The 21,488-nt window shown below is 75.8% G+C and carries 18 protein-coding genes; 10 read left to right on the forward strand and 8 right to left on the reverse strand.

Translation table 11 applies throughout. The annotated features are described in order from the left end of the window. Positions 1-110: 110 nt before the first annotated feature. A complete protein-coding gene (locus T328_RS16350) occupies positions 111-692 on the reverse strand; it encodes a PadR family transcriptional regulator (protein ID WP_496496777.1) in 582 nt (193 codons plus the stop codon). A gap of 115 nt (positions 693-807) precedes the next feature. Here T328_RS16350 and T328_RS16355 point away from each other — a divergent pair, with 115 nt between their 5' ends. Together T328_RS16355 and T328_RS16360 are read left to right on the forward strand one after the other, a co-directional pair. Next, positions 808-1,680, forward strand: a complete 873-nt coding sequence (locus T328_RS16355) for an SDR family NAD(P)-dependent oxidoreductase (RefSeq protein WP_496496778.1) — start codon at positions 808-810, stop codon at positions 1,678-1,680. Beyond that, the gene (locus T328_RS16360; protein ID WP_496496779.1) at positions 1,677-2,522 is read left to right on the forward strand and encodes an SDR family NAD(P)-dependent oxidoreductase; all 846 of its coding nucleotides are present in this window, start codon (positions 1,677-1,679) and stop codon (positions 2,520-2,522) included. The genes T328_RS16355 and T328_RS16360 overlap by 4 nt, the downstream gene beginning before the upstream one ends. Positions 2,523-2,810: 288 nt before the next feature. On the opposite strand, the gene T328_RS16365 is transcribed toward T328_RS16360, so the two are convergent. Continuing rightward, entirely contained in the window at positions 2,811-3,704 is an 894-nt protein-coding gene (locus tag T328_RS16365; protein ID WP_496496780.1) for an SGNH/GDSL hydrolase family protein, read from the reverse strand. Positions 3,705-3,812: 108 nt separating this feature from the next. Between T328_RS16365 and T328_RS16370 the strand changes: the two genes are divergently transcribed. Then, complete coding sequence (locus tag T328_RS16370; RefSeq protein ID WP_496496781.1) at positions 3,813-5,036, forward strand: PucR family transcriptional regulator; 1,224 nt, start codon at positions 3,813-3,815, stop codon at positions 5,034-5,036. 286 nt (positions 5,037-5,322) lie between these two features. Here T328_RS16370 and T328_RS16375 read toward each other — a convergent pair whose 3' ends face one another. The 4 genes from T328_RS16375 to T328_RS16390 all read right to left on the reverse strand — a co-directional run bounded on the left by T328_RS16375 (position 5,323) and on the right by T328_RS16390 (position 9,710). After that, positions 5,323-6,207: a class I SAM-dependent methyltransferase gene (locus T328_RS16375; protein ID WP_496496782.1), complete on the reverse strand. Its 885-nt coding sequence runs from the start codon at positions 6,205-6,207 to the stop codon at positions 5,323-5,325. Positions 6,208-6,241: 34 nt separating this feature from the next. Next, entirely contained in the window at positions 6,242-8,146 is a 1,905-nt protein-coding gene (locus tag T328_RS16380; protein ID WP_496496783.1) for a vWA domain-containing protein, read from the reverse strand. Next, the gene (locus T328_RS16385) at positions 8,143-9,204 is read right to left on the reverse strand and encodes an ATP-binding protein (RefSeq protein WP_496496784.1); all 1,062 of its coding nucleotides are present in this window, start codon (positions 9,202-9,204) and stop codon (positions 8,143-8,145) included. The genes T328_RS16380 and T328_RS16385 overlap by 4 nt, the downstream gene beginning before the upstream one ends. A gap of 254 nt (positions 9,205-9,458) precedes the next feature. Then, positions 9,459-9,710 carry a hypothetical protein gene (locus T328_RS16390; protein WP_496496785.1) on the reverse strand — a complete coding sequence of 84 codons (252 nt, stop codon included), beginning with the start codon at positions 9,708-9,710 and terminating at the stop codon, positions 9,459-9,461. 170 nt (positions 9,711-9,880) lie between these two features. On the opposite strand from T328_RS16390, the gene T328_RS16395 reads away from it, so the two are divergent. Then, the gene (locus tag T328_RS16395; RefSeq protein ID WP_496496786.1) at positions 9,881-10,627 is read left to right on the forward strand and encodes a uracil-DNA glycosylase; all 747 of its coding nucleotides are present in this window, start codon (positions 9,881-9,883) and stop codon (positions 10,625-10,627) included. A gap of 93 nt (positions 10,628-10,720) precedes the next feature. Then, positions 10,721-11,113 carry an MmcQ/YjbR family DNA-binding protein gene (locus tag T328_RS16400; protein WP_496496787.1) on the forward strand — a complete coding sequence of 131 codons (393 nt, stop codon included), beginning with the start codon at positions 10,721-10,723 and terminating at the stop codon, positions 11,111-11,113. 459 nt (positions 11,114-11,572) lie between these two features. On the opposite strand, the gene T328_RS16405 is transcribed toward T328_RS16400, so the two are convergent. Next, on the reverse strand, positions 11,573-12,400 hold the full coding sequence (locus T328_RS16405; protein WP_496496788.1) for an ABC transporter ATP-binding protein: 828 nt from the start codon (positions 12,398-12,400) through the stop codon (positions 11,573-11,575). A gap of 51 nt (positions 12,401-12,451) precedes the next feature. Here T328_RS16405 and T328_RS16410 point away from each other — a divergent pair, with 51 nt between their 5' ends. Then, complete coding sequence (locus T328_RS16410; protein ID WP_496496789.1) at positions 12,452-12,577, forward strand: alpha/beta hydrolase; 126 nt, start codon at positions 12,452-12,454, stop codon at positions 12,575-12,577. 9 nt (positions 12,578-12,586) lie between these two features. Here T328_RS16410 and T328_RS16415 read toward each other — a convergent pair whose 3' ends face one another. Continuing rightward, on the reverse strand, positions 12,587-15,028 hold the full coding sequence (locus T328_RS16415; protein ID WP_496496790.1) for a phosphoinositide-specific phospholipase C-related protein: 2,442 nt from the start codon (positions 15,026-15,028) through the stop codon (positions 12,587-12,589). A 106-nt stretch (positions 15,029-15,134) separates the two neighbouring features. Between T328_RS16415 and T328_RS16420 the strand changes: the two genes are divergently transcribed. From T328_RS16420 to T328_RS16435, 4 genes are all read left to right on the forward strand, one after another. Next, entirely contained in the window at positions 15,135-16,115 is a 981-nt protein-coding gene (locus T328_RS16420) for a GNAT family N-acetyltransferase (protein WP_496496791.1), read from the forward strand. Between the two features lie 238 nt (positions 16,116-16,353). Continuing rightward, entirely contained in the window at positions 16,354-17,646 is a 1,293-nt protein-coding gene (locus tag T328_RS16425) for a sensor histidine kinase (protein WP_496496792.1), read from the forward strand. Beyond that, complete coding sequence (locus T328_RS16430; RefSeq protein WP_407564465.1) at positions 17,610-18,260, forward strand: LuxR C-terminal-related transcriptional regulator; 651 nt, start codon at positions 17,610-17,612, stop codon at positions 18,258-18,260. The genes T328_RS16425 and T328_RS16430 overlap by 37 nt, the downstream gene beginning before the upstream one ends. Before the next feature lie 110 nt (positions 18,261-18,370). Beyond that, positions 18,371-21,463 carry an alpha-N-acetylglucosaminidase gene (locus tag T328_RS16435; RefSeq protein ID WP_496496793.1) on the forward strand — a complete coding sequence of 1,031 codons (3,093 nt, stop codon included), beginning with the start codon at positions 18,371-18,373 and terminating at the stop codon, positions 21,461-21,463. Positions 21,464-21,488: the final 25 nt, after the last annotated feature.

Consider the following 21,488-nt stretch of genomic DNA (forward strand, 5'->3'; position numbering starts at 1 on the left):
TCGGTCCCCGCCCCGGAGCGCTGAGGCCGCCCGGGCCGGCGGCCGGGCAGCGCCCGGGCGGTCCTGCGCCGGGCAGCGGCTTTCCCCGCTCCGGCCGGCCGCGGCCCGCCTCAGCCGGCGCCGTCGCCGTTCCCGCCCCCGACCTCGTCGCCCCCGCCGTCGCCCCCGCTCGCGGGCGGGACCGTCTGCGCCCACTCCGCCCAGTCGGCGAGCGCCTCGTGCAGCCGGACCGCGGCCTCGGCGGCGACCCGCAGGGAGTGCGTCTGCGGGCTGTGCCCGAACTCGCCGCGGTCCTTGGCGGCGGTGACGGTGCGGTAGAACCGGGCCGTTTCGCGGTAGTGGCGCTCCTCCTCCGCCAGGTGCCGGCGCAGGTCCCCGGGCTCCATCAGCCAGAAGAACACGGAGCGCAGCAGGGGCTGCAGCCGTACGGTGTGGTCGACCTCGGTCTTCGACAGCCAGTGGCGCACCTCGGCGAGGCCCTCGGGGGTGATGCGGTACGCCTTCCGCCCGCGCGGGCCCTCGCTCTCCACCTCGATCAGGCCGCCGTCGGCGAGCCGGGTCAGCTCCGCGTAGATCTGCGGGTGCCGGGCGGGCCACACCGCGCCCAGCACCTCCTGGAAGCGCCGGGCCAGGTCGTATCCGCTGGCCGGGCCCTCGGCGAGCAGTCCCAGCAGACCGTGGCGCAACGACATCTGTGCCCTCTCCTCCGGTGAGTCCTCCGCCCACGGTGTCAGGGAGACCTTGACATGTCGAACCCGACACTCCGACACTGACATGTAGATTCTTACATGTCGCGAGGAGAACGTCATGAGTGGACGCACGGGTACGCAGAAGCAGGCCGTCCTCGTCACCGGCGCGGGCGCCGGCATCGGCGCAGCGCTCGTACGGCGCCTGGCCGAGCGGGAGTTCGCGGTGTTCGCCGCGGTGCACAAGGACGACGGAGCGCTCGCCGGGGTCCCCGGCGTGACGGTGGTTCCGCTGGACGTGACCGACCCGGACGCGGTGGGCCGGGCGGCCGACGACGTGGCCGCGCACCCGGCGGCGGCCGGCGGGCTGCGCGCGGTGGTGAACAACGCGGGCGTCATCGTCCAGGGGCCGCTGGAGCTGGTGCCGCCGGCGGAGCTGCAGCGGCAGTTCGCGGTCAACACCCTCGGCCCGGCCTACGTCACCCAGGCCCTGCTGCCGCTGCTGCGCGCCGGCGGCGGGCGGGTGGTCAACGTCAGCGCGCCCACGGCCCGGGTCGCGATGCCGCTCTTCGGCGCGCTCTCCGGCAGCAAGGCGGCGCTCGCCTCGTTCTCCGACGCGCTGCGGCTGGAGCTGGCGGCGTGGCGGATCCCCGTGGTGGTCGTCGAGCCCGGCGCCACCGACACCCGGATCTTCACCAAGGCGGCGGACGCCGCCGGCCGGGCGACGGCCACGGCCGACCCGCGGCGGGTCGCGCTGTACGAGAACCATCTGGCGGCGCTCGCGAAGGCGGTCGCGCGGCAGCGCAACCGGCCGCTGGAGCCGGTGGTCAGGACTCTGGTCAAGGCCGTCGAGACGGCCCGCCCCAAGCGGCACTACGCGGTCGGGGACGCGCGGGCCGCCGGCCTGCTGTCCCGGCTGCCGGCGCCGGTACGGGGCCGGGTGCTCGCCCGCGCGCTGGGCCTCAACGGCGTCACCCCGGGGACCGCCCGGTGACCACCGCGGAGCCCCGGACGGTCGTCCTGGTCGGCGCCACGTCGGGGATCGGCCGCCAGTCGGCCCGCCTGCTCGCAGCCGCCGGGCACCGCCTCGTCCTCGTCGGCCGCGACCCCGGGCGCGCGGCGCAGCTGGCCGCCGAGCTGCCGCGGGCGCACGTCGTCACCGGCGACGTCGCCACCACCAAGGGCGTCGACGAGGTGGCGGATCAGGTGGCCGCGGCGGTCGGGGAGGTGGACACGCTGGTCAACAACGCGGGGGTGATGTGCCCCCGCCGCCGTACCACCGAGGAAGGACACGAACTCAACTTCGCGGTGCACCACCTGGCCCCGTACTCCCTGACCGGCCGGCTGCTGCCGCTGCTCACGCGCGGCGACGGGCGCGTGGTCAACGTCAACTCCGAAGGGCACAGGGCCCCGCTGCGCGGTCGCGGGCCGGTGCGGCTGGACCCGGACGGCCTGCCGGAGGACCTGGAGTCCGCGCGCGGGTACGACCCCTTCCTGGCCTACAGCCGGACGAAGCTGGCCAACCTGATGTTCACCTACGAGCTGCAGGCCAGGTATCCGGAGCTGACCGCGGTCGCGGTGCACCCGGGCATGGTGCGTACCCGCCTGGGCCGGGACTTCCCCACCGTCCAGGTGCGCGTCTTCAGCGCGTTCTCCCGCTCCGCCCGCGCCGGCGCCGAGCCGCTGGTCCGGCTCGCCACCCGGCCGGCGGTCCGGCGCGGCGCCTACTACGACCGCATGACGGCGGTGCGTTCCTCCGCCGAGTCGTACGACACGGCGACCGCCCGGCGCCTGTGGGCGTACACGGAGGAACTGCGCGGCACGTACGGGAGGTAGCGGCGGCTGCCCGGCGGACGCGGGGACGGCTGGGCCGACGGGGGCGGCGCGGCACCGACGCCGCCGGCCCGGCGCGGGAGGGCGCCGGGCCGGCGGGTGCGCGTCCCTCGGGGGGCGGGACGTCGCGGGTGGCGGGGCATCGGTGGGGGGTGGTCGGCCCGTCCCCGCCGTTCGGGTCGGCCCTTGAGGACCGGTGGCCTCGGGTGGCCCGGGTGGTCCCGGTGGTCCCGGTGGTCCGCCGGACGGGCCCTCCTGCATTCGCCGGCCGGCGGAGTCCGGTCCCGGGCATCAGCCGCCCAGCTGCCCGTGGATGATCTCCGCGTACGCCTCCTCGCCCCGCTCGTTGGGGTGCAGCGGCGCGGCCGGGGCGGTGGGCACGTAGCCCTCGACCCACTTGTCGCCGGGCGACTGGCAGGAGTCGTGGCCGCGGCTCGGGGTGAAGACGTCGACGTACTCGGCGCCGTGCGCCGCGGCGCGGTCGGCGATGACGCGGTTCATGTGGTTGACGCTGCCCTGCAGCCAGTCGGCGTCGGCGGCGAGCACCGGCTGGTACGGCCAGCAGCCGCCGGGCTTGATGTAGTCGCCGTAGCCGGTGACCAGGACGCGGGTCTGCGGTGCGCGCGCGTGGATGCCGTCGAGCACGGCGCCCAGCTTCGGGCCCATTGCCTCGATGCGCTGCGCGACGGTGTCGACGCCGCCCTCCGTGAAGCCGTCCTTGCACAGGTCGGCGGTGGGGTCGAGCTGCATGCAGTCCTGGGCGACGCCGACGAGCCCGGCGTCGTTGCCGCCGATCGTCAGCGTGACGAGGGTGGTGTCCGCGCTGAGCGCGTCGAACTGCGGCGGCGCCTCGCCCATGTCCACGTCGAGCAGCGACAGCGACTGCGGCTGCGTCATGTGGTCGGTCCTGGCACCGCTGCACGTGACGTCGCGCAGCTCGGCGACGCCGAGCCGGTCGGCCAGTTCGTGCGCGTAGTTCTCGGTGGAGCGCCCGCAGGCGAGCGGGCCGGTGGGGAGCGGGATGAGCGGGCCGGAGGCCATCGAGTCGCCGAGGGCGACGTAGACCTCGCCGGCGGCGGCGTCAGCGCCGGCCGCCGCGGCCGGTGCGGCCGTGGCCCCGGCGACGAGGCCGGCCGCCGCGGCGGCGCCCAGGGCGCCCTTGAGGAGTTTCGGCACCACGTTCATCGGCGACTCCCGGCGGTGGGGATGGCGGGTAGTTGTGTCGTGGACATGATGCAGAGGGGCCGGGCTGCGCTTAACTGGTCAGTAACGCAGACTTCTCCGGGAGCCGTTGTGACGCATGACAACACACCGCTGTGTATCGGCGGCAGCCCGGTCGACGCCCGGCTACGGGCCAGGGTGCCCGCGCTCACCCGCCGCGTCGTCGACCGGCTGCTGGCCGAGCTGCCCGTGTACGCCGCCCTGCCGCCCGAGGAGGTGGCGGGCGACATCGCCGACATCGTGCAGCGCAGCCTGCGCCTCTTCGCCGACGTGCTGCAGCGCCGCGGCCCGGCGCGCGACGACGAGCTGGTACGGCAGCGGGAGTCGGCCGCCCAGCGCGCCGAGGAGGGGGTGCCGCTGGACGCCATCCTCAGCGCGTACCAGATCGGCACGGCGATGGGCTGGGAGGAGATATCGGCCGGAGCGCGGCCGTCGGACCTCGCCGACGTACAGGAGGTGCTGTCGCATCTCTTCGTGCTGCAGCGGCAGTTGGTCTCGGCGGTCAGCGCCGCGTACCTGGAGGCGCGGCAGGTGCTCGACGTCCAGGAGCACGCGCCGCGGCACGCGTTGCTGGCCGCGCTGCTCGCCGGCGAGCCGCTGGAGGGGGTCGCCCGCCGCACGGGGCTGCGGCCCGCGCCGCGGTACGTGGCGATGACGCTGCACGTCGCCCGGCACCCCGACGAGCACTCCCCCGGGTCACGGGCCCGGATCGCCGCCCGGCGCAAGATCCGCCGGCTGCAGACGGCGCTCAACGGCTTCGCCGGCGAGCCGGCGCTGACCGCCCTCGACGCCGGCGGCGGCACCGCGCTGCTGCCGGTGGCGGAGGAGCCGGCGTGGCCGGCGCTGTGCGGGCTCATCGACCGTACGGCGACGGCCGTCGGCGCGGCGGTGACCGCGGCGGCGGCCGGGGCCGCGCCGGAGGGGGTGCCGGCGGCGGTGGCGCAGACCGCGGACATCGTGGAGCTGGTACGCCGCACGGACCGGCCGCCCGGCCTGTACCGGCTGGCCGACGTGCTCCTCGACTACCAGCTCAGCCGCCCCAGCGAGGCGCTCACGGAACTCGCCGAGCTGCTGCAGCCGCTGGCGGGGCGCCCGGAGCTGCTGCGCACGCTGGAGACGTACCTGGCCCGCGACCTCGACCGGCGCGGCACGGCGGCAGCGCTGCACGTGCACCCCAACACCGTCGACTACCGCATCCGCCGCATCGCCCTGCTCACCGGCCTCACCCCGACGACCCCGGCGGACGCCCACCGCCTGAGCGCGGCCCTGGTCGCCCGCCGCACGCTGAGGGCCTGACGGCCCGGCGGCGGCCAGCAGGGCGGCGAGGCGGTCCCGCAGGGCAGCGCCGCCTGAGTCGATCAGCCGGTCCCGGGTCCATGCGGTGCGGGCAGGCACATCGTCCCCTGTGGTCACCAGCCAGAGGTTGTCGACGAACCAGCGGTGGACCGCCGAGAGCTGGGGGTGGTTCAGAGCGGCGCCGACCGTGAGGAACAGCGCGTTGGGGCGGGTCGAGGACTCGATCAGGTCCTTGTGCCCCTTCAGCCCGGTCCCGGGAAAGCGGAACTCACCGCCCGCGTCCCCCTCACCCCGGGGCGTGGGCCGTGACCAGCCAGGCCGGGGAGCGCAGCAGCACACCCTCCGGGGTGACGTACGGGGTCAGGGCCGTGCGCAGTTCCTCCGTCGCCTTGGCTCTCGTGGCGGCGTCGACCTCCGCCAGCGGATCGCGCACGGACGGCCGGTTGAGGACGAAGTCCAGCGCCTCGTCGAGATCGGCGCCGACGTCCATCGGCTGGTCCTCGGGCTCCAGGTGCACGTCGACCAGGCCCGCGCGGCCCAGCACGTCCCGTACGCGGTCGGGGTCGGCCAGCGAGTTCGGGCCGGGCTCGTTGGCCGCCCCCGGGCTCGACAGGGTGACGTACCGGCCGAGGGCGGCGCGCGGCACCAGCGAGTACTCGCTCTCCTCCGGCGCCCGCCAGCACACGAACGCCAGCCGCCCGGCGGGCCGCAGCGCGCGCCGTACGTTGGCGAACGCCGCGACCGGGTCCGCGAAGAACATCACGCCGTTCCGGCTGATCGCCAGGTCGTACGCGCCGGGGGCGAAGTCGTGGACCTGCGCGTCGGCCTGCTCGAAGCGGACGTTGGCGACGCCCTCCTCCGCCGCCCGCAGCCGCGCCCGCGCGAGCATCGCGGCGGACAGGTCGACGCCGTGCGCGGAGCCCTCCGCGGCAAGCGTCGCGGCCAGCCGGGTCGTCTGGCCGCAGCCGCAGCCGACGTCGAGCACGCGGTCGTCCGGGCGCACGCCGGCCCCCGCGAACAGCCGCTCGCCGTAGCGGGACATCGCCGCGTTGTACTTCTCCTCGTACGCGACCCAGTGGTCGCCCGCCGCCCCGTCCCAGTCCCGGATCTGCGTGTTCTCCGCCACGTCCGCCGCCTCCCGCCGATTGTCGTACGTGATGGTCGAGGTCACCGTACGCCGCCGGCCCCGGGGCCCGACGCCGGCGTCACCGTACGCGGAACACCGGCCCGCGGGCGGCGAACGGCAGCGAGGCGCCTCCCGGGATCAGGTAGGCGTGCTCCCTGCGCACCCGCAGCACGTCGCACAAGCCGTCGGTGATCACCAGCACCGGCGCCGGTCGCGGGAAGTCGTCCGCCCGGTCCAGCAGGTCGAGGCCCGGCTGCAGCACCGTCCCGCCGCGGCCCCGTACCCGCACCCGGCCGGCGATCTCCGTCGCCGGCAGGAAGCCCGCGTCGTACGGCGCGGCGTCGCAGAACACGACGCGCGCGGCGGGCACGTCGCGGGATTCGGCGTACGAGGCGATGGCGCCCAGCGCCTTGCCGAGGAGCGTGCGGTCCATGGAGCCCGAGGTGTCGAGGACGACGCCGAAGGTGCAGCGGGCCACCTCCTCGGGCGGGAAGTAGCGGCCCGCGCGCGGGATGTCGGGGGTGGCGGCCTGGCGGCGGGAGGGGCGCGCGAAGGTGCGTACCGGCTCGGCGCGCGGCACGAACTCGTCGAACCAGCGGGCCAGTTGCGCGTCCCACGGCAGCGGCGGCTGCGCCAGCGCGCGGATCTCCTCCACCAGGCCGGCCGGCAGCAGCCCGCGGCCGTGGTCGCGCTCGTGCAGGTCGAGGCCGCGCTGCAGCCCGCGGCGGTAGAACTCGTCGAGGTCGACGTACGCGGCGGCCGGGTCCCGCGGCACCAGCGGGCCGCCGAGTACGTCGCCGAGTCCCCGGCCGCGCAGGGTGGCGAGCCGGCGGCGCTGCAGCCGCAGGTCTGCGGCGAGGCGGTCGTAGACCTCCTCGGTGGACAGGCCGGCGAGCCGCGGGTCGTGCAGCAGGCCGGCGGGCATCTCGCCGATGCGCATCTCCAGCAGCCAGCCGTTGACGACGAAGTCGGCGGCGATGTTGAAGAGGTACGGGTCGCGGGCGCCGCGGCGCTCGCCGTGGCGCAGCGCGGCGTGCAGCATCTCGTGGCCGAGGATGAAGCGCCACTCGTCGTCGGTGTGGTCCTTCAGCGGGTTGATGTAGATCTCGCCGGCGGCGGCGTCGACGGCGGCGACGGAGATGTCGTGGGCGCGGGCGAGTTCGGCGTCGGCGACGACGGTCATGCCCGCGGCGATGCCGCCGAGCAGCGGGTACGAGGAGACGAACCACTCCAGCGCCCGCTCCCACGGCCGCCGGGGCGTCCGCTTGCCGGTGAGCGGGTCGCGCCGGCCGCCGGCGACCTCCATGGCGGCGGACATCGTCCGGGTGAGGGCGTACGCGAAGTCCTTCTGCCAGTCCGGCGGGGCGGTGCCGGCCCAGCCCTCCCACGGCAGCAGCAGCACGTCGGGCTCGCCGCCGGCGGCGCCGCAGTGCTCGTACTCCGCGGGGATGCCGTCGCGCCGCCAGCGCGCGGCGAGTTCCTCCTCGGTGCCGCCCGGGTACCGCTCGGGCAGGTCGGGGGGCGGGCGGCCGGTGCCGAAGGTGACGAGGAAGCGGTTGACGACGGTGCAGCGGGCGGCCTGCTCGTACCGGTCGGGCTGGGTGCGCTCGCCGCGGGCGGCGGGGGCGTGGCCGAAGCCGAGGTGCAGCAGGCAGTGGGCCAGCGCCCAGGTCCACTCGGCGGGCTCGGCGCGCCGGGTGGGGTGGGCGTGGACGGCGCCGCCGGAGTCCACCCGGGCCAGGCCGTGGGCGGGGGCACGCGTCGTGCTCGTGGTCTCCACGTAGCCGGTGGGGCCTGCGGTCCCCGCGCCTCCGGCGCCCGGGGCGGGCGCGGTGCCCGTACGGCGGACCTGCGCCTTGAGGGCGCGCAGGGCGGGGTTCTGCAGGGCCTTGGCGAGGCCGGCGGAGAAGGCGCGGGTGGCCGGGTCGTCGCGGCGCTCCGCCTTGGCCTTGCCGCGCCGGCCCGCGCGGTTCGTACGGCTCACCGGCGCGCTTCCACCAGACGCGGCATGTCGCGCGCCGCCTCGACCAGGAACCAGGCGGGCAGCACCGGCTGGCCGTCCCCGTCCTCGGCGATGACGGTCTGCGCCACCTCCACCGATATCTCGGCCAGTTGGACGAGGAGCGCCTTGGCGCGGTACGCGGTCTCGCGCACGGCCGGCGAGGCGTGCTCCTTGCTCGCGGGCAGCTCCTTGACGAGCCGGCCGCGGAACGCCTCGGCGAGGTAGTAGAGGAGGTCGCGGTCCTCCGTGCGGCGCGGCCAGGAGGCGTCGCCCTTGAGGATGGCCTCGACGCCGTACCGGTGCCGGACGATCTTGACGTATCCGCAGAAGGAGACGGCGTGCGCGGGCGTGAGCGTGCCGTGCGCGACGGTCTTGAGGGTGAGGTCGTCGAGCGCCGGGCCGAAGGAGTGCAGCGCGTCGGAGAGCATGTGCCACGAACGCGGGGTGGAGAAGGGCTCCTCGGTCTTCGGCGGCTTCGACCACAGGTGGTCGGGGCGGTCGGTCAGGTAGTCCGTGACCCAGGAGTGGATGCCGTGCTCGCCGGCCCAGACCAGCCAGTCGGTGGCGGACGCCTCCAGGTGGACGTGGGCGAGGCGGTTGACGAGGGCGGAGGCCATGGGGCGGGCGAGCGCGTTGTCGGTGGCGCGGTTGCCGGCGACGATGACGATGCTGCCCTCGGGCAGCTCGTAGTCGCCGATGCGGCGGTCGAGGATGAGGGAGTAGAACGCCTTCTGCACGTCGGGGGTGGCGGCGTTCAGCTCGTCGAGGAAGAGGCAGTACGCCTCGTCGCGGGCGATGGCCTCCGGCGGGCAGAAGACGCTGCGGCCGGCGCGGATCTGCGGCACGCCGATGAGGTCCTCGGGCGCGAGCTGGGTGCCGATGAGGCTGACGCAGTCGAGGCCGAGGGAGTCGGCGAACTTCCGTACCAGCGAGGACTTCCCGATGCCGGGGGCGCCCCAGAGGAAGACCGGGCGCACGGTGGCGAGGCCGAGCAGCAGCTCGGGGATCCGGGCGGGGGTGACGGTGACTGCTGCCTGCACGCGGCGGGCTCCTGGTTCTGGGGCGGGGTGCGGCGGCGCGCGCAGGGGGCGCGCCGTATCGGAACGTCCAGTGTGGGGCGGGTACGGGACGCGGCGCAGCCGAATTTCCGGGGAGCGGGCCCGGCGGGGAGGTGCGCGGGCGCGGGGCGTACGGCCTGCGGGCCGGGCCCCGCGCCCGGGGCGGTGGTCGGGACGCGGTGGTCGGGACGACGCGTCAGGTCGACGCGGTCAGATGATGCGGTCAGATAACGCCGTCAGATGAGCGGGAGCAGGCTGCGCACCAGCCGGCAGGTCGTGAGCGAGGGCGGGTGGACGCCGATCCGCTCGGCGGTGTGGCGTATCACCTCGTTGCGGGCGCGCTGCGGGGTGTAGACCCCGGTGTCGAGCAGGGCGATGGCGATGCGCATGGCCTTCAGCATGCGGTTGTGCGCGACATACCACTCACGCGGCATGCCTGCCGGAAGCGGCTTCCTGGGCAGGGGTGTCGGGGCGTACGCCACTGGCATGGGCGACCTCCTCGGCCTCGTCTTGGCCCGTGTTCACTCCCTCTATGATACCGCCACCGACTGACAAACACGCCTGGTCAAAGGTCATTTCGGGATACCAGTTCGAATGCACAGGAGGATACGGGGACCCCGTTCGGCACCACCCGCCGCCTTCGGGCATGCTGGGCACGATGGCCTCCTCCGAACCCCCGTTCCCCGCCGCCACCGCCCCCCGCACCCGTACCGTCGCCGAGCTGGACGGGCGCCTCGTCGAGTGCCGCGCCTGCCCGCGGCTCGTCGCCTGGCGGGAGGAGGTCGCCGCGACCAAGCGCAGGTCGTACGCCGACTGGGACTACTGGGGCCGCCCCGTCCCCGGCTTCGGCCCGGCGGACGCGGCGATGCTGATCGTCGGCCTCGCGCCCGCCGCCCACGGCGCCAACCGCACCGGGCGGATGTTCACCGGCGACCGCTCCGGCGACGTCCTGTACGCCGCCCTGCACGCCACCGGCCTCGCCAGCCGGCCCACCGCCACCCACCGCGGCGACGGCCTGACCCTGCGCGGCGTCCGCATCACCGCCCCCGTCCACTGCGCCCCGCCCGAGAACAAGCCGACGCCCGCCGAGCGCGACACCTGCCGGCCCTGGCTCGTCCGCGAGATCGAGCTGCTGCGGCCGACGCTGCGCTCAGCGGTGGTGCTCGGCGCGTTCGGCTGGCAGGCGGCGCTGCCGGCGCTGGCCGCGGCGGGCTGGGACGTGCCGCGGCCACGGCCGGCGTTCGGGCACGGGGCGCACACGACGCTGCGGCGGGCGGACGGGGGCGCGCCGCTGGAGCTGTTCGGGTGCTACCACGTCAGCCAGCAGAACACCTTCACCGGGCGGCTGACGCCGGCGATGCTGCGGGAGGTACTGGGCGCGGCGGCGTCCTCGGCGGGGCTGTAGCGCGGCGGCGGCCGGGGGCCGCCCGGGCGCCGCCGGGTACGCCGCCGGGGGCGCTCGACGTGCGGTGTCAGTGGCGGCTCCCATACTGGGCGCATGACACCTGACCAGCTGCGCGCCGCCTGCCTGGAGCCGAACGGGGCTGTCGAGGAGTGGCCCTTCGACCGCCACCGGGAGATATCCGTCTTCAAGGTCGGCGGCAAGATGTTCGCGCTCAGCGAGCTGGCCGCCACGCCGCTGTCGGTGAGCCTCAAGTGCGAGCCGGATCTGGCGGTGCAACTGCGCGCGACGTACCCGGAGATCGTCGGCGGATATCACCTGAACAAGCGCCACTGGAACACCGTCCGCCTCGACGGCGCCGTGCCCGAGCGCCTGGTGCTGGAGATGATCGAGGACTCGTACGACCTCGTGGTCGCCAAACTCCCCCGCACCCGCCGCCTGGCCCTGGACTGGCCGGGGGAACGCCACCGGCCGCCCGCGGGCGCGTAGCGCGCGGCCAGCGGGCGATCACCCCGCCGAGGCCCACGACGGGATCGCGACTATTGGCTCAGAATCTCGCCGCAAAATCAGCAACCAAGGCGGCAACGAGGATCCATAAGCATATTCGTCGCAGCCGGGCCGCTCTTCGTCGTTCGGTGACACAGTTCCAGCACATGCGTCTGCTGCCACCGCACCAATTGCAGGTGAGCGTTCCGCTACTGCGGCAACGCCCACAGCCTAACCTGATCTCGCCGTTGTCGAAGTAGCCTGTGCCCCGGCAGCTGCCGCACGCGACGTAGCCGAGATTGCATCCTGTGCAGCGTTCGAGAACGTGCTCGTGCAATGCCATCGGATCACTTCCCGGGGTGCCCGCCCTGATTCCCATATCTACCCTGGGAGTTCGCCGGGGGCTCTTCGGCGGCGGAGCGTGGGCGTGGCAAGACCTGGGAGTACGAGGGCCGGGCCGGGCTACGGGCGGGGGGAGCGGGCCAGCCAGCGGCCGGCGTCGTGGTGCACCTCGATCGGGCGGCCGAAGCACTCCGTCAGCCGCTCCCCCGTGAGCACCCGCACCGCCGGGCCCGCCGCCTCGACGCGGCCGTCGCGCAGCAGCAGCGCGTGGCTCGTCGTGGGCGGCAGCTCCTCCAGGTGGTGGGTGACCATGACGGTGGCCAGCCCGGGGCGGGTCTCGGCGAGGCGCTGCAGGGCGTCGACCAGGTCCTCGCGGGAGGGCAGGTCGAGCGCGTTGAACGGCTCGTCGAGCAGCAGCAGCCCAGGGTCCGGCATCAGCGCGCGGGCGATGAGCAGCCGGGCGCGCTGGCCGCCGGAGCAGACGCCGTACTCGCGGTCGGCGAGTTCCTTGCAGTCCAGCTCGGCCAGCAGCTCGTACGCGCGCTCGCGCGTGGCGGCGTCGTACCTACGCCACAGCGGCTGCACGGTGCCGCTGGCGCCGGTGAGCACGACGGTGTGCCCGGTGGCGTCCTGCGGCACCTTCTGGGCCGCCCAGACCAGGCCGATCGCGGCGCGCAGCTCCCGCATGTCGACCCGGCCGATGCGGTGGCCGAGCACGTCCACGGTGCCGGTCGTCGGGTGCGTCAGCGCGCCGAGCAGCCGCAGCACGGTGGTCTTGCCGGCGCCGTTGGGGCCGAGCAGCGCCCAGTGCTCCCCGGCCCGTACGGTCCAGTCGACGCCGTCGAGGATGACCTGTCCTGAGGTGTAGCGGCGGACGCCGACGGAGTGGAGCGCGGCGACGGCGCGGGGGCCGTCGCGGTGGTCGTGATCAGCCATGCCGGCCAGCATCGCAGCCGGTGGGGCGGCGGCGCGCCCCGTTTTGCGCGGTCGGTGTTCATCATGTCGCCGGTACGCTCCCCCGCCGCGCTGCTGGTCGCCACCACCGGCGACCCGTGCGTCGACCGGAACGTCGACCGCTTCCTGTTCGAGGGCAGGTTGCCGCGGTACGGGACGCGGTGCCGCTGACGGCTCCCCTCAGGGCGCTTCGGGCGCTTCGGGCGCTTCGGCGTTGAGGCGGCGGACCGCGCCGACCGCGTCGCCGAGGGTGAGGTGGTTCACGGCCACGATCGTCGGCAGCCGGCCGCGCAGCAGCCCGCACGTCCGGGCCCGGTCGACGATGACGTCGGCGTCGTTGACGGCCGCGGCCTCGGTGCGGGGGGCGCCCGAGCCGCGGGTGACGAAGTGGTTGAGGAGGAAGAGCCGCTTGCGGGGGTCGCTGCCGCCGCGGTGGGGTGCGCAGCGGAAGTCGGCGGCGCTGCCGGCGCGGTACGGGGTCTCTACGGCGTAGTCGTAGAAGTTGCGGTACCAGGGCGCGGGGCCGTCGGCCTCCTCGGCGAAGACCACGAGCCGTCGCCCGGAGCCGACCATCTCGCCGAGCGTGGGCCAGGGGGCGGCGGGGTCGGGGGCGGGCCGGTGCAGGTACGGGCCGAGGCCGGCGGCGCGGAAGGCGCGGGCGGTGTCGGCGGGGGCGACGGCGTCCTGCAGGATCAGGGTCACCACGTCCCGCGGGTGCGCCTCCAGCCAGCCGCGCAGCTCGCGCAGTTGCGCGGTGAGCGGGGTGGCGCCCATCCGGCACGGGCCGTGGCACAGCCACGTCCCGGGGCGCGGCCGGACGACGGAGTCCACGGCCCGTACGAGGGTGGCCCGCGCGGCGGCGTCGAGCCCGCCGGTGCCGGCGGGCGGGAGGAGCCGCTCGGCGGTCTCCCAGTAGTGGGTGTCGAGGAGGAGCGCGCGGGCGCCGCGGTCGAGTTGGCCGGTGAGGGAGATGTCCTGGTGGGCGCCGAGGAAGCCGTCGGGCACGGTGGCCATGGCGTTGTGCGCCCCGACCTGCACGACGCGGTCGTAGGGGCGGTCGCAGAGGTCGACGTCGCCGTTGCAGGCGAGGGCGGCCTCGGAGGGTACGCCGACGAGCACCCAGACCTGCGCGAGCGCGGCGACGGCAGCGGCGACGATGCCGGCCCGGCGGGCGGCCCGGCGGGCAGTCCGGCGGGCGGCCCGGCGAGGGCTGAGCGCCGGGGGCGGAGAGGCGGGGGTGCGGGCGGCGGCGGAGGCGGCGAGGGGCAGGGCGGCGGCGGTGAGGGCCAGGGTGAGCAGGGCCGCGGCCCAGGCCAGGGCCGCTTCGCGGTAGAGCCCGGTCACCACGTCCGTGAGCAGCGCCGACACGCTCGGCGGCAGGCCGTCCGGCACCAGGCCCGCGGACACCGGCAGCGTCGCCCACACCACCGTCCCCGCGGCGGCCGTCAGCGTCGCGGCGCCCGCGCACACCGCCGCGGCGGTACGCGCCCGGGGCCGCCCGCCCCGTCCGGCCGCGCGCAGCGCCAGCACCCCCGCACCGGCCGCGGCGGCGGCCACCCCGGCGACGGCCCACCAGGACGCGGACGCCGCGAGCACGGTCCGTACCACCGCACCCCCCTCCGGCACCCACCCCGGCAGCCCCGAAGCAACCCCGGCCCCCGCCCCGGCCCCGGCCCCGGCCACCAGCGGCGCCCGCGCCTCCCCCATCGCCTGCAACCCCCCGCCCCTACCGCCACCCCCGCCCCCGGCCACCGCCGGCCCCGCCGCATCCCCCGGCGCCACGAGCGGCGGACGCGCCCCCGCGCCGGAGGTCCCGCCCGCGGCCAACGGCGCCCCCGGCTGCCCCGCCGCATCCCCCCGCACCACCAACGGCGGGCGCACCTCCGCCCCCGGGCCCCCACCCACGACCAACGGCGGGCGCGCCACCGACGGCGGACGCAGCTCCGCCGCCGCCCCTTGGACCCCGCCCGCCGGCGGCGGCCCGGGATCCGTCCCTCCGGCCCCCGGCAACACCCCGTCCAGCGCCGTCATGATGCGCCGCGCCGCGCCCGGCGGCCACGTGTCGTGGACGAACCCCGCGACCGCGCTCCGCAGCGCCGACGCCGGCGGGGGCGCGGGCGCCGGCGCAGGCGCCGGCGGGTCGGCGTAGGTGCGGAGGCGGGTGATGAGGTGGGTGAGGCCGCGGGCCGCCGCGGGGTCCGCGTCAGCGCGCAGGGCGCGCAGCTGGTCGCTGCCCGCCTGCGTCGCGCTCTCCGTGACCGGGCCGCGCCAGGCGGCGGTCAGACCGTGCGCCGGCCGGCCGGTGCCCGTCAGCGCGGCGACCAGGGCCCGCGCCTGCCGGTCCGCCGCCTGCTCCAGCGCGGGCCGCGGCACCAGCAGCGGCAGGTTCTCGACGACCGCGTCGCTGCCCAGCGGGACGCCCAGCGCGCCCGTACGCAGCGCCCGGCGGACCGCGGGGTCCGCCAGCACCTCGTCGTAGACGCGCTGGTAGCCGTCGGCCTCGCGCACCGCGCCGGTGTAGTACGCCGGGTCGGCCACCGTGGACCGGCACAGCAGCAGCACCGTCAGCGCGCTCAGCAGCGCGGCGGCGACCACCGTCCAGACCCGCCGCGCCCCTGACATGCCCTCAGCCTCGGCGGCTCACGGGCCGCGGGCCAGCGCAGCGCGGCCGAAAGAGCGAGCGGAAAAGCCGGTTGCACCCGCACGTACGACGCCCGACAATCACGCGGTGCCCGATCCCGTACGCGTACGACCCGCAGAGCCCGCGGAGCTTCCCACGCTCCTCGCGCTGCCCGACGACCCCACCGGCGAAGCCGTCCCGGACCGCGCCGAGCGCAACGACGGCACCGCCGCCTACCTCTCCGGCCTCCTGGCGAAGAAGTGCACCCGCCCGGACTGGTGCTTCCTGGCGGGGCAGGACGGCGCCCCGCCCCGCGGCAGCGTCGTGCTGTGGAGCCTGCCGGAGCAGCCCGCGCCCGACGCCGTCGTGCTCGTCGAGGCGCCCTGGGACGACGCCGACGAGGGCCGTTCCGTCGCGCTGCCGCTGCTGGAGCACGCCTGCGCCGAGGCCCGTGCCCGGGGCGCCGACGAGCTGCTGTACGTGATCGACGCTCCCGTGCAGCCGCCTCAGTACCAGTACCACCCGGCCGCCCGCGAGCGGGTCTTCGCCGACGCCGGCTTCGCGCTCGTCCGCGCCGGCCGCCGCTTCCGCTGGCTCGCCGGACAGGAGGTGCCGCCGGAGGATCCGCGGCTGACGTTCCGGGGGCTGCCCGAGCTGGGCGAGGAGCCGTTCGTCGCGCTGCTGACCCGGCTGCTCGCCGACACCGCGGACCAGTGGCTGGCCGCCGACGTCGCCGAGTACGGCCTGCGCGGCGCCGCCGAGAAGCTGTTCGCCGATTCCCGGGAGCTGGAGCACGACCCCGCGTGGTACGAGATCGGCTTCACCGGCGACGGCGCCCCCGCGGCGGTCAGCCTGCCGGCCGTCAGCCCCGCCTTTCCGGTCATCGGCTTCGTCGGCGTCGACCCGGCCCACCGCGGGCAGGGCTTCAGCGCCTCGGTCGTCGCCCGCGGCACCCGGATCCTCGCCGCGCACGGCGCGACCGAGATCCGCGGCGACTGCGACGCCGGGAACGCCGCCATGGCCAGGGGCTTCGAGCGCGGCGGCTACGTCACCTTCGCCGACCGCCGCGAGCTGATCCGCAAGCTGTGAGCGACTGCGGCCCCGGCCCCGGCGCGCAGCCCGGGGCCGGGGCCGGCGAGCAGCACCCGTGTCACCGCCGCCGGCCGGCAGAGGTGGTGCTAGCTACACCCCGAGCAGGGGGTACGGACCCGTGCCCCCGTCCCCGCCGCACGGCAGACTGTGACGTGCCGCCCGGGCAAACGGACGCCGGGCGGGCAGGGACGGACCCGGGAACGGGACCGGGGCAGGGACAGAGGGGAACACGGAGATGATCATCCGGAACTGGGCGCTCGCCGGCGTACGGGCGCTGGCGCTGACGGTGCTGTGCACCGCGGCCTCGATCACGCTCTTCGTGCTCACCTTGGTCTCCGTCGTGCTCATCCCGGTGCTCGGCATCGGCCTGGTCACCACGCCCTGGGTGCTGGAGGGCGTGCGCCTGCAGGCCAACCTGCGCCGGTTGCTCGCCGCGCAGTGGTCGGACGTCCGCATCGCCGCCACGTACCGCCCCTGGCCCCCGGACCTGCGCCCCGGGCTCGTCGGCCAGGCGCAGCGCACCCGCCACATGCTCACCGACCCGGCGACCTGGCGCGACGTGCGCTGGCTGTTCACCGACATGATCGCGGGCTCGGTGCTCGCCATCGTGACCGTCGCGCTGACCTTCTACCCCCTGGAGGGGTACGTCATCGCGGCCGGCGTCTGGGACCCCATGACCAGCGGCGGCGACAACACCTACTGGTACGGCTTCGTCCCCGTGTCCTCGCAGAGCACCGCGCTCATGGCCGCCGGCCTCGGCACCGTGCTGCTCGTCGTCGGGCTCTTCACCACCCACCGCCTGCTGGGGCTGCACTTCCAGATGACGAAGGGCGTGCTGGCCCCGCGCGAGGTCGAGCTGGCCGAGCGGGTGGCGCGGCTGACCGAGACCCGCTCGGACGCCGTCGACAACTCCGCCGCCGAACTGCGCCGCATCGAGCGGGACCTGCACGACGGCGCGCAGGCCAGGCTGGTCGCGATGGGCATGAGCCTGGGGACCATCGAGGCGCTCATCGAGAAGGACCCGACCAAGGCGAAGGAGCTGGTGTCGAGGGCGCGCGGGGAGTCCGCCGAGGCGCTGACGGAGCTGCGCGACCTGGTACGCGGCATCCACCCGCCGGTGCTCGCGGAGCGCGGGCTTGCGGACGCGGTACGGGCGCTGGCGCTGCGCATGCCGGTGCCGATCGAGGTGGACATCGACCTGGGCACGCCGCCCGGGCGGGCCGCGGAGCCGGTGGAGTCGGCGGCGTACTTCGCGGTCAGCGAGGTGCTGACGAACGCCATCAAGCACGCGGAGGCGCAGCGCATGTGGCTGGACATGGGCCACCGCGACGGCATGCTGCGGATCGCGATCACGGACGACGGCCGCGGGGGCGCCGCGCTGGACAAGGGCTCCGGGCTCGCCGGGGTGGAGCGCAGGCTGGGTACATTCGACGGCGTACTGGCCGTCAACAGCCCGGTGGGCGGCCCCACGATGGTGACCCTGGAGATTCCGTGCGCGCTGTCATCGCCGAAGACCTCTTCCTTCTGAGGGACGGTCTCGTCCGCATGCTCGAAGCGTATGACTTCGAGATCCTGGCCGCGGTGGACAACGGCCCGGAGCTGGCGCGGGCCCTGGACGAGCTGGAGCCGGACGTCGCGGTGGTCGACGTCCGGCTGCCGCCGTCGTTCTCGGACGAGGGCCTGCAGTGCGCGCTCCAGGCGCGGGCGAAGCGGCCGGGGCTGCCGGTGCTGGTGCTCTCGCAGCACGTGGAGCAGCTGTACGCGCGCGAGCTGCTGGCCGACGAGCGCGGCGGGGTGGGCTATCTGCTCAAGGACCGGGTGTTCGACGCCGACCAGTTCATCGACGCGGTGCGGCGGGTGGCGGGCGGCGGTACGGCCATGGACCCGCAGGTCATCTCCCAGCTGCTGAGCCGGCGGGCGGCGCAGGACCAGCCGGTGAACACCCTGACCCCGCGGGAGCGCGAGGTGATGGAGCTGATGGCGCAGGGCCGGTCCAACGCGGCGATCGCGGAGCGGCTGGTGGTGACCGAGCGGGCGGTCGCCAAGCACACGTCGAACATCTTCGGCAAGCTGGGGCTGCCGCCGTCGGACGACGACAACCGCCGGGTGCTGGCGGTGCTGGCGTACCTGGACCACGGCTGACGGGCGGGTCCGGCGGCTGCCGGGCGGGGCCGGCGGCTGACGGGCGCGGGTCGCTTTTCGCCCGTTTCCCTCCGTTGCCCCCTCCCCCGGCGCGTGGCTACCGTCCGCGGATGACGGAGATGACGCGACGCACGGTTCTGGGTACGGCGGGCGCGCTCGGCGTCGGCGGGGCAAGCGTCGGCGGGCCGGCGCACGCCCGTAGCGTGACGGCCGGAGGCGGCACGGCGGCCGACGGGAGGTTCGAGGTGGAGGCGGCCCGGGAGGCGCTGGAGCGGCTGCTGCCCGACCACGCCGGGCAGTTCGCGCTCACCGCCCTCGACGGCGCCGAGCGGTTCACCGTACGCGGCGGGGCCGGCCGGATCGAGGTCGGCGGCACCAGCCCCGCGGTGCTCCTCACCGGCGTGCACTGGTACCTGAAGTACACCTGCCGCGCCGTCGTCTCCTGGTCCGGCAGCCAGACCCGGCTGCCCGCCACGCTCCCCGCGCCCGCCGCCCCCGTGGAGCGCCGCGCCACCGTCTCGGCCCGCTTCGCGCTCAACGACACGCACGACGGCTACACCGGCCCGTACCACGACTGGCCGCGCTGGGAGCGGTTCCTCGACGTGCTCGCCCTGCACGGCTGCAACCAGGTGCTGGTCACCCCCGGCACCGAAGCCGTCTACCACCGGCTGCTGACGGAGTTCGGCTACTCCGACGCCGAGGCCCGCGCCTGGCTGCCCGCCCCCAGCCACCAGCCCTGGTGGCTGCTGCAGAACATGAGCGGCTACGGCGGCCCCGTGAGTCCCGCGCTGCTGGCCGAGCGCACCGAACTCGGCCGCCGCATCGTCGGCCGCATGCGCGAGCTGGGCATGTCCCCCGTCCTGCCCGGCTACTTCGGCACCGTCCCCGGCGGCTTCACCGACCGCCACCCCCTCGGCCGCACCATCCCCCAGGGCACCTGGGCGGGCCTGCCCCGCCCCGACTGGCTGGACCCGCGCACCGAGGTCTTCCGCGACGTCGCCGCCGCGTTCTACCGCCACCAGGAAGAGCTGTTCGGGCCCGTGGCGCACCTGAAGATGGACCTGCTGCACGAGGGCGGCGACCCCGGCGACGTCCCCGTGCCGGAGGCCGCGCGCGCCGTCGAGACCGCGCTGCAGACCGCCCGCCCCGGCGCGACGTGGGTCATCCTCGGCTGGCAGGAGAACCCGCGGCGCGACCTGCTCGACGGCCTCGCGCACCCCGAGCGGATGCTCGTCGTCGACGGCCTGTCCGACCTGGAGCGGGTCACGGACCGCGAGGCGGACTGGGGCGGCGTGCCCTACGCGTTCGGCACCATCCCCAACTTCGGCGGGCGAACGACAATCGGCGCCAAGACCCACATGTGGGCGGAGCGCTTCGCCGCCTGGCGGGACAAGCCGGGCAGCGCCTGCGCCGGCACCGCGTACATGCCGGAGGCCGCCGAGCGCGACCCGGCGGCGCTGGAGCTGTTCAGCGAGCTGGCGTGGCGCGCGGAGCCGGTGGACCGGAAGGCGTGGTTCGACGAGTACGCCGCGGTGCGCTACGGCGGCGAGGACGCGGCCGCGCGCGCGGCGTTCGCGGCGCTGCGCGAGACGGCGTACGCGATCTCCAGCGCCGACGGCCGCCCGCACGACTCGCTCTTCGCCGCCCGCCCGTCGCTGGACGCCCGCTCCGGCGCGTACTACGCGACCAAGACCCCGGCCTTCGACCTCGCCGAGTTCGACAAGGCGTTCGGCGCGCTGCTGGCCGTCGCCCCGGCGCTGCGCGCCTCCGACGCGTACCGCCACGACCTCGTCGACCTCGCCCGGCAGGCCCTCGCCAGCCGCTCGCGGGTGCTGCTGCCGCAGCTGAAGGGGGCGTACGAGGGCAAGGACGCGGCGACGTTCCGCGCGCTGTCCGATCTGTGGCTGAAGCTGATGGCGCTCAGCGACGAGACCACCGGCGCGCACCGCGCGTTCCTCCTCGGCCCGTGGCTCGCCGACGCCCGCCGGACGGCCGCCGACGACGCGGAGGCCGCGCTGCTGGAGCGCACCGCGCGGGTGCTCGTCACCACCTGGGCCGACCGCGCCACCGCCGACGGCGGGCACCTCGCGGACTACGCGAACCGCGACTGGTCCGGGCTGATCCGCGATTTCCACGCGCCGCGCTGGCGCGCGTACCTGGAGGAGCTTGAGGACGCGCTGGCGGCGGGGCGCGAGCCGGAGCCCTTCGACTGGTACGCGGTCGAGGAGCCCTGGACGCGGCAGCGCAACAGCTACCCCGAGCGCCCCTCCGGCGACGCGCACGCCGTCGCGAGCCGCGTCCACGACGTGCTGGCCACCGCCCCGTACCAGGGCGAAGTGACCGCCGTCGCCGATCCCCCCGTGCTGGCGCCCGGCGGGACGGGGCTGCTGACGGCCGGGTTCCACAACATGTGCGGGTTGGCGGCGACGGGCCCGGTGGAGCTGGAGCTGACCGGACTCGACGCCGCGCCGCCGGGTGTGCAGACGCTGCCGCCGGTGCCGGCGGCGGGGCGGGCGGAGTTCGCGTGGGAGGTACGCGCCCCGGCGGGGCCGCCCGCGGCGCCGCTGACGCCGCTGGCGTACGAGCTGCACACGGCGTACGGGATGGCGGGGCAGGAGCCGGTGACGGCGCACACGCCGGGGACGCTGTTCGTCGCCGGGCCGCTGGACGACAGCGTCGCCACGGTGACGACGAACGCGGCCGTCTTCGGGCAGCTCGGCGACCGCTGGGCCGTCGACGGGGGCGGGGCGGACATGTGGAAGGGCACCGCCGAGTTCGGCGCGGTCTTCCGGCCGGGGGCGCTGGCCTCCGGCGGCTCGGTGACGCTGACCGTCGACGCGCAGGCGCCGACCGGGCCGTGGGCGCGGGCCGGCATCGTCGCCCGCAACGAGCTGCGGACGGCGGGCGCGGGCGGGTTCCTCAACCTGGCGGTGACGCCGGCGAACGGCGTGGTGCTGTCGTACGACTCGAACGGCGACGGGACGCTGGACACGTACCGCCGCGTCACGGGCGTCGCGGCGCCGGTCACGCTGCGGCTGACGCGGGCGGGCGGGGAGTTCACGGGCGCGTTCTCGACGGACGGCGGGGCGACGTGGCGGACGGTGGCGACGGTCGCGGTGCCGGGGGTGGCGGCGGCGCAGGACGCGGGGCTGTTCATGTCGGCGGCGGCGGGGGTGCGGGGGACGGTGGAGTTCAGCGGGTAGACGAGCGGGTGAGGTGGGCCGTCCG

The organism is Streptomyces sp. CNX435 (assembly GCF_059570575.1).

Coding starts and splice junctions, on each gene's coding strand:
- T328_RS16365 (WP_496496780.1), bottom strand. CDS start 3,704: ATGAACGTGGTGCCGAAACTCCTCAAGGGCGCCCTGGGCGCCGCCGCG.
- T328_RS16355 (WP_496496778.1), top strand. CDS start 808: ATGAGTGGACGCACGGGTACGCAGAAGCAGGCCGTCCTCGTCACCGGC.
- T328_RS16395 (WP_496496786.1), top strand. CDS start 9,881: ATGGCCTCCTCCGAACCCCCGTTCCCCGCCGCCACCGCCCCCCGCACC.
- T328_RS16425 (WP_496496792.1), top strand. CDS start 16,354: ATGATCATCCGGAACTGGGCGCTCGCCGGCGTACGGGCGCTGGCGCTG.
- T328_RS16390 (WP_496496785.1), bottom strand. CDS start 9,710: ATGCCAGTGGCGTACGCCCCGACACCCCTGCCCAGGAAGCCGCTTCCG.
- T328_RS16415 (WP_496496790.1), bottom strand. CDS start 15,028: ATGTCAGGGGCGCGGCGGGTCTGGACGGTGGTCGCCGCCGCGCTGCTG.
- T328_RS16350 (WP_496496777.1), bottom strand. CDS start 692: ATGTCGTTGCGCCACGGTCTGCTGGGACTGCTCGCCGAGGGCCCGGCC.
- T328_RS16405 (WP_496496788.1), bottom strand. CDS start 12,400: ATGCTGGCCGGCATGGCTGATCACGACCACCGCGACGGCCCCCGCGCC.
- T328_RS16400 (WP_496496787.1), top strand. CDS start 10,721: ATGACACCTGACCAGCTGCGCGCCGCCTGCCTGGAGCCGAACGGGGCT.
- T328_RS16410 (WP_496496789.1), top strand. CDS start 12,452: ATGTCGCCGGTACGCTCCCCCGCCGCGCTGCTGGTCGCCACCACCGGC.
- T328_RS16435 (WP_496496793.1), top strand. CDS start 18,371: ATGACGGAGATGACGCGACGCACGGTTCTGGGTACGGCGGGCGCGCTC.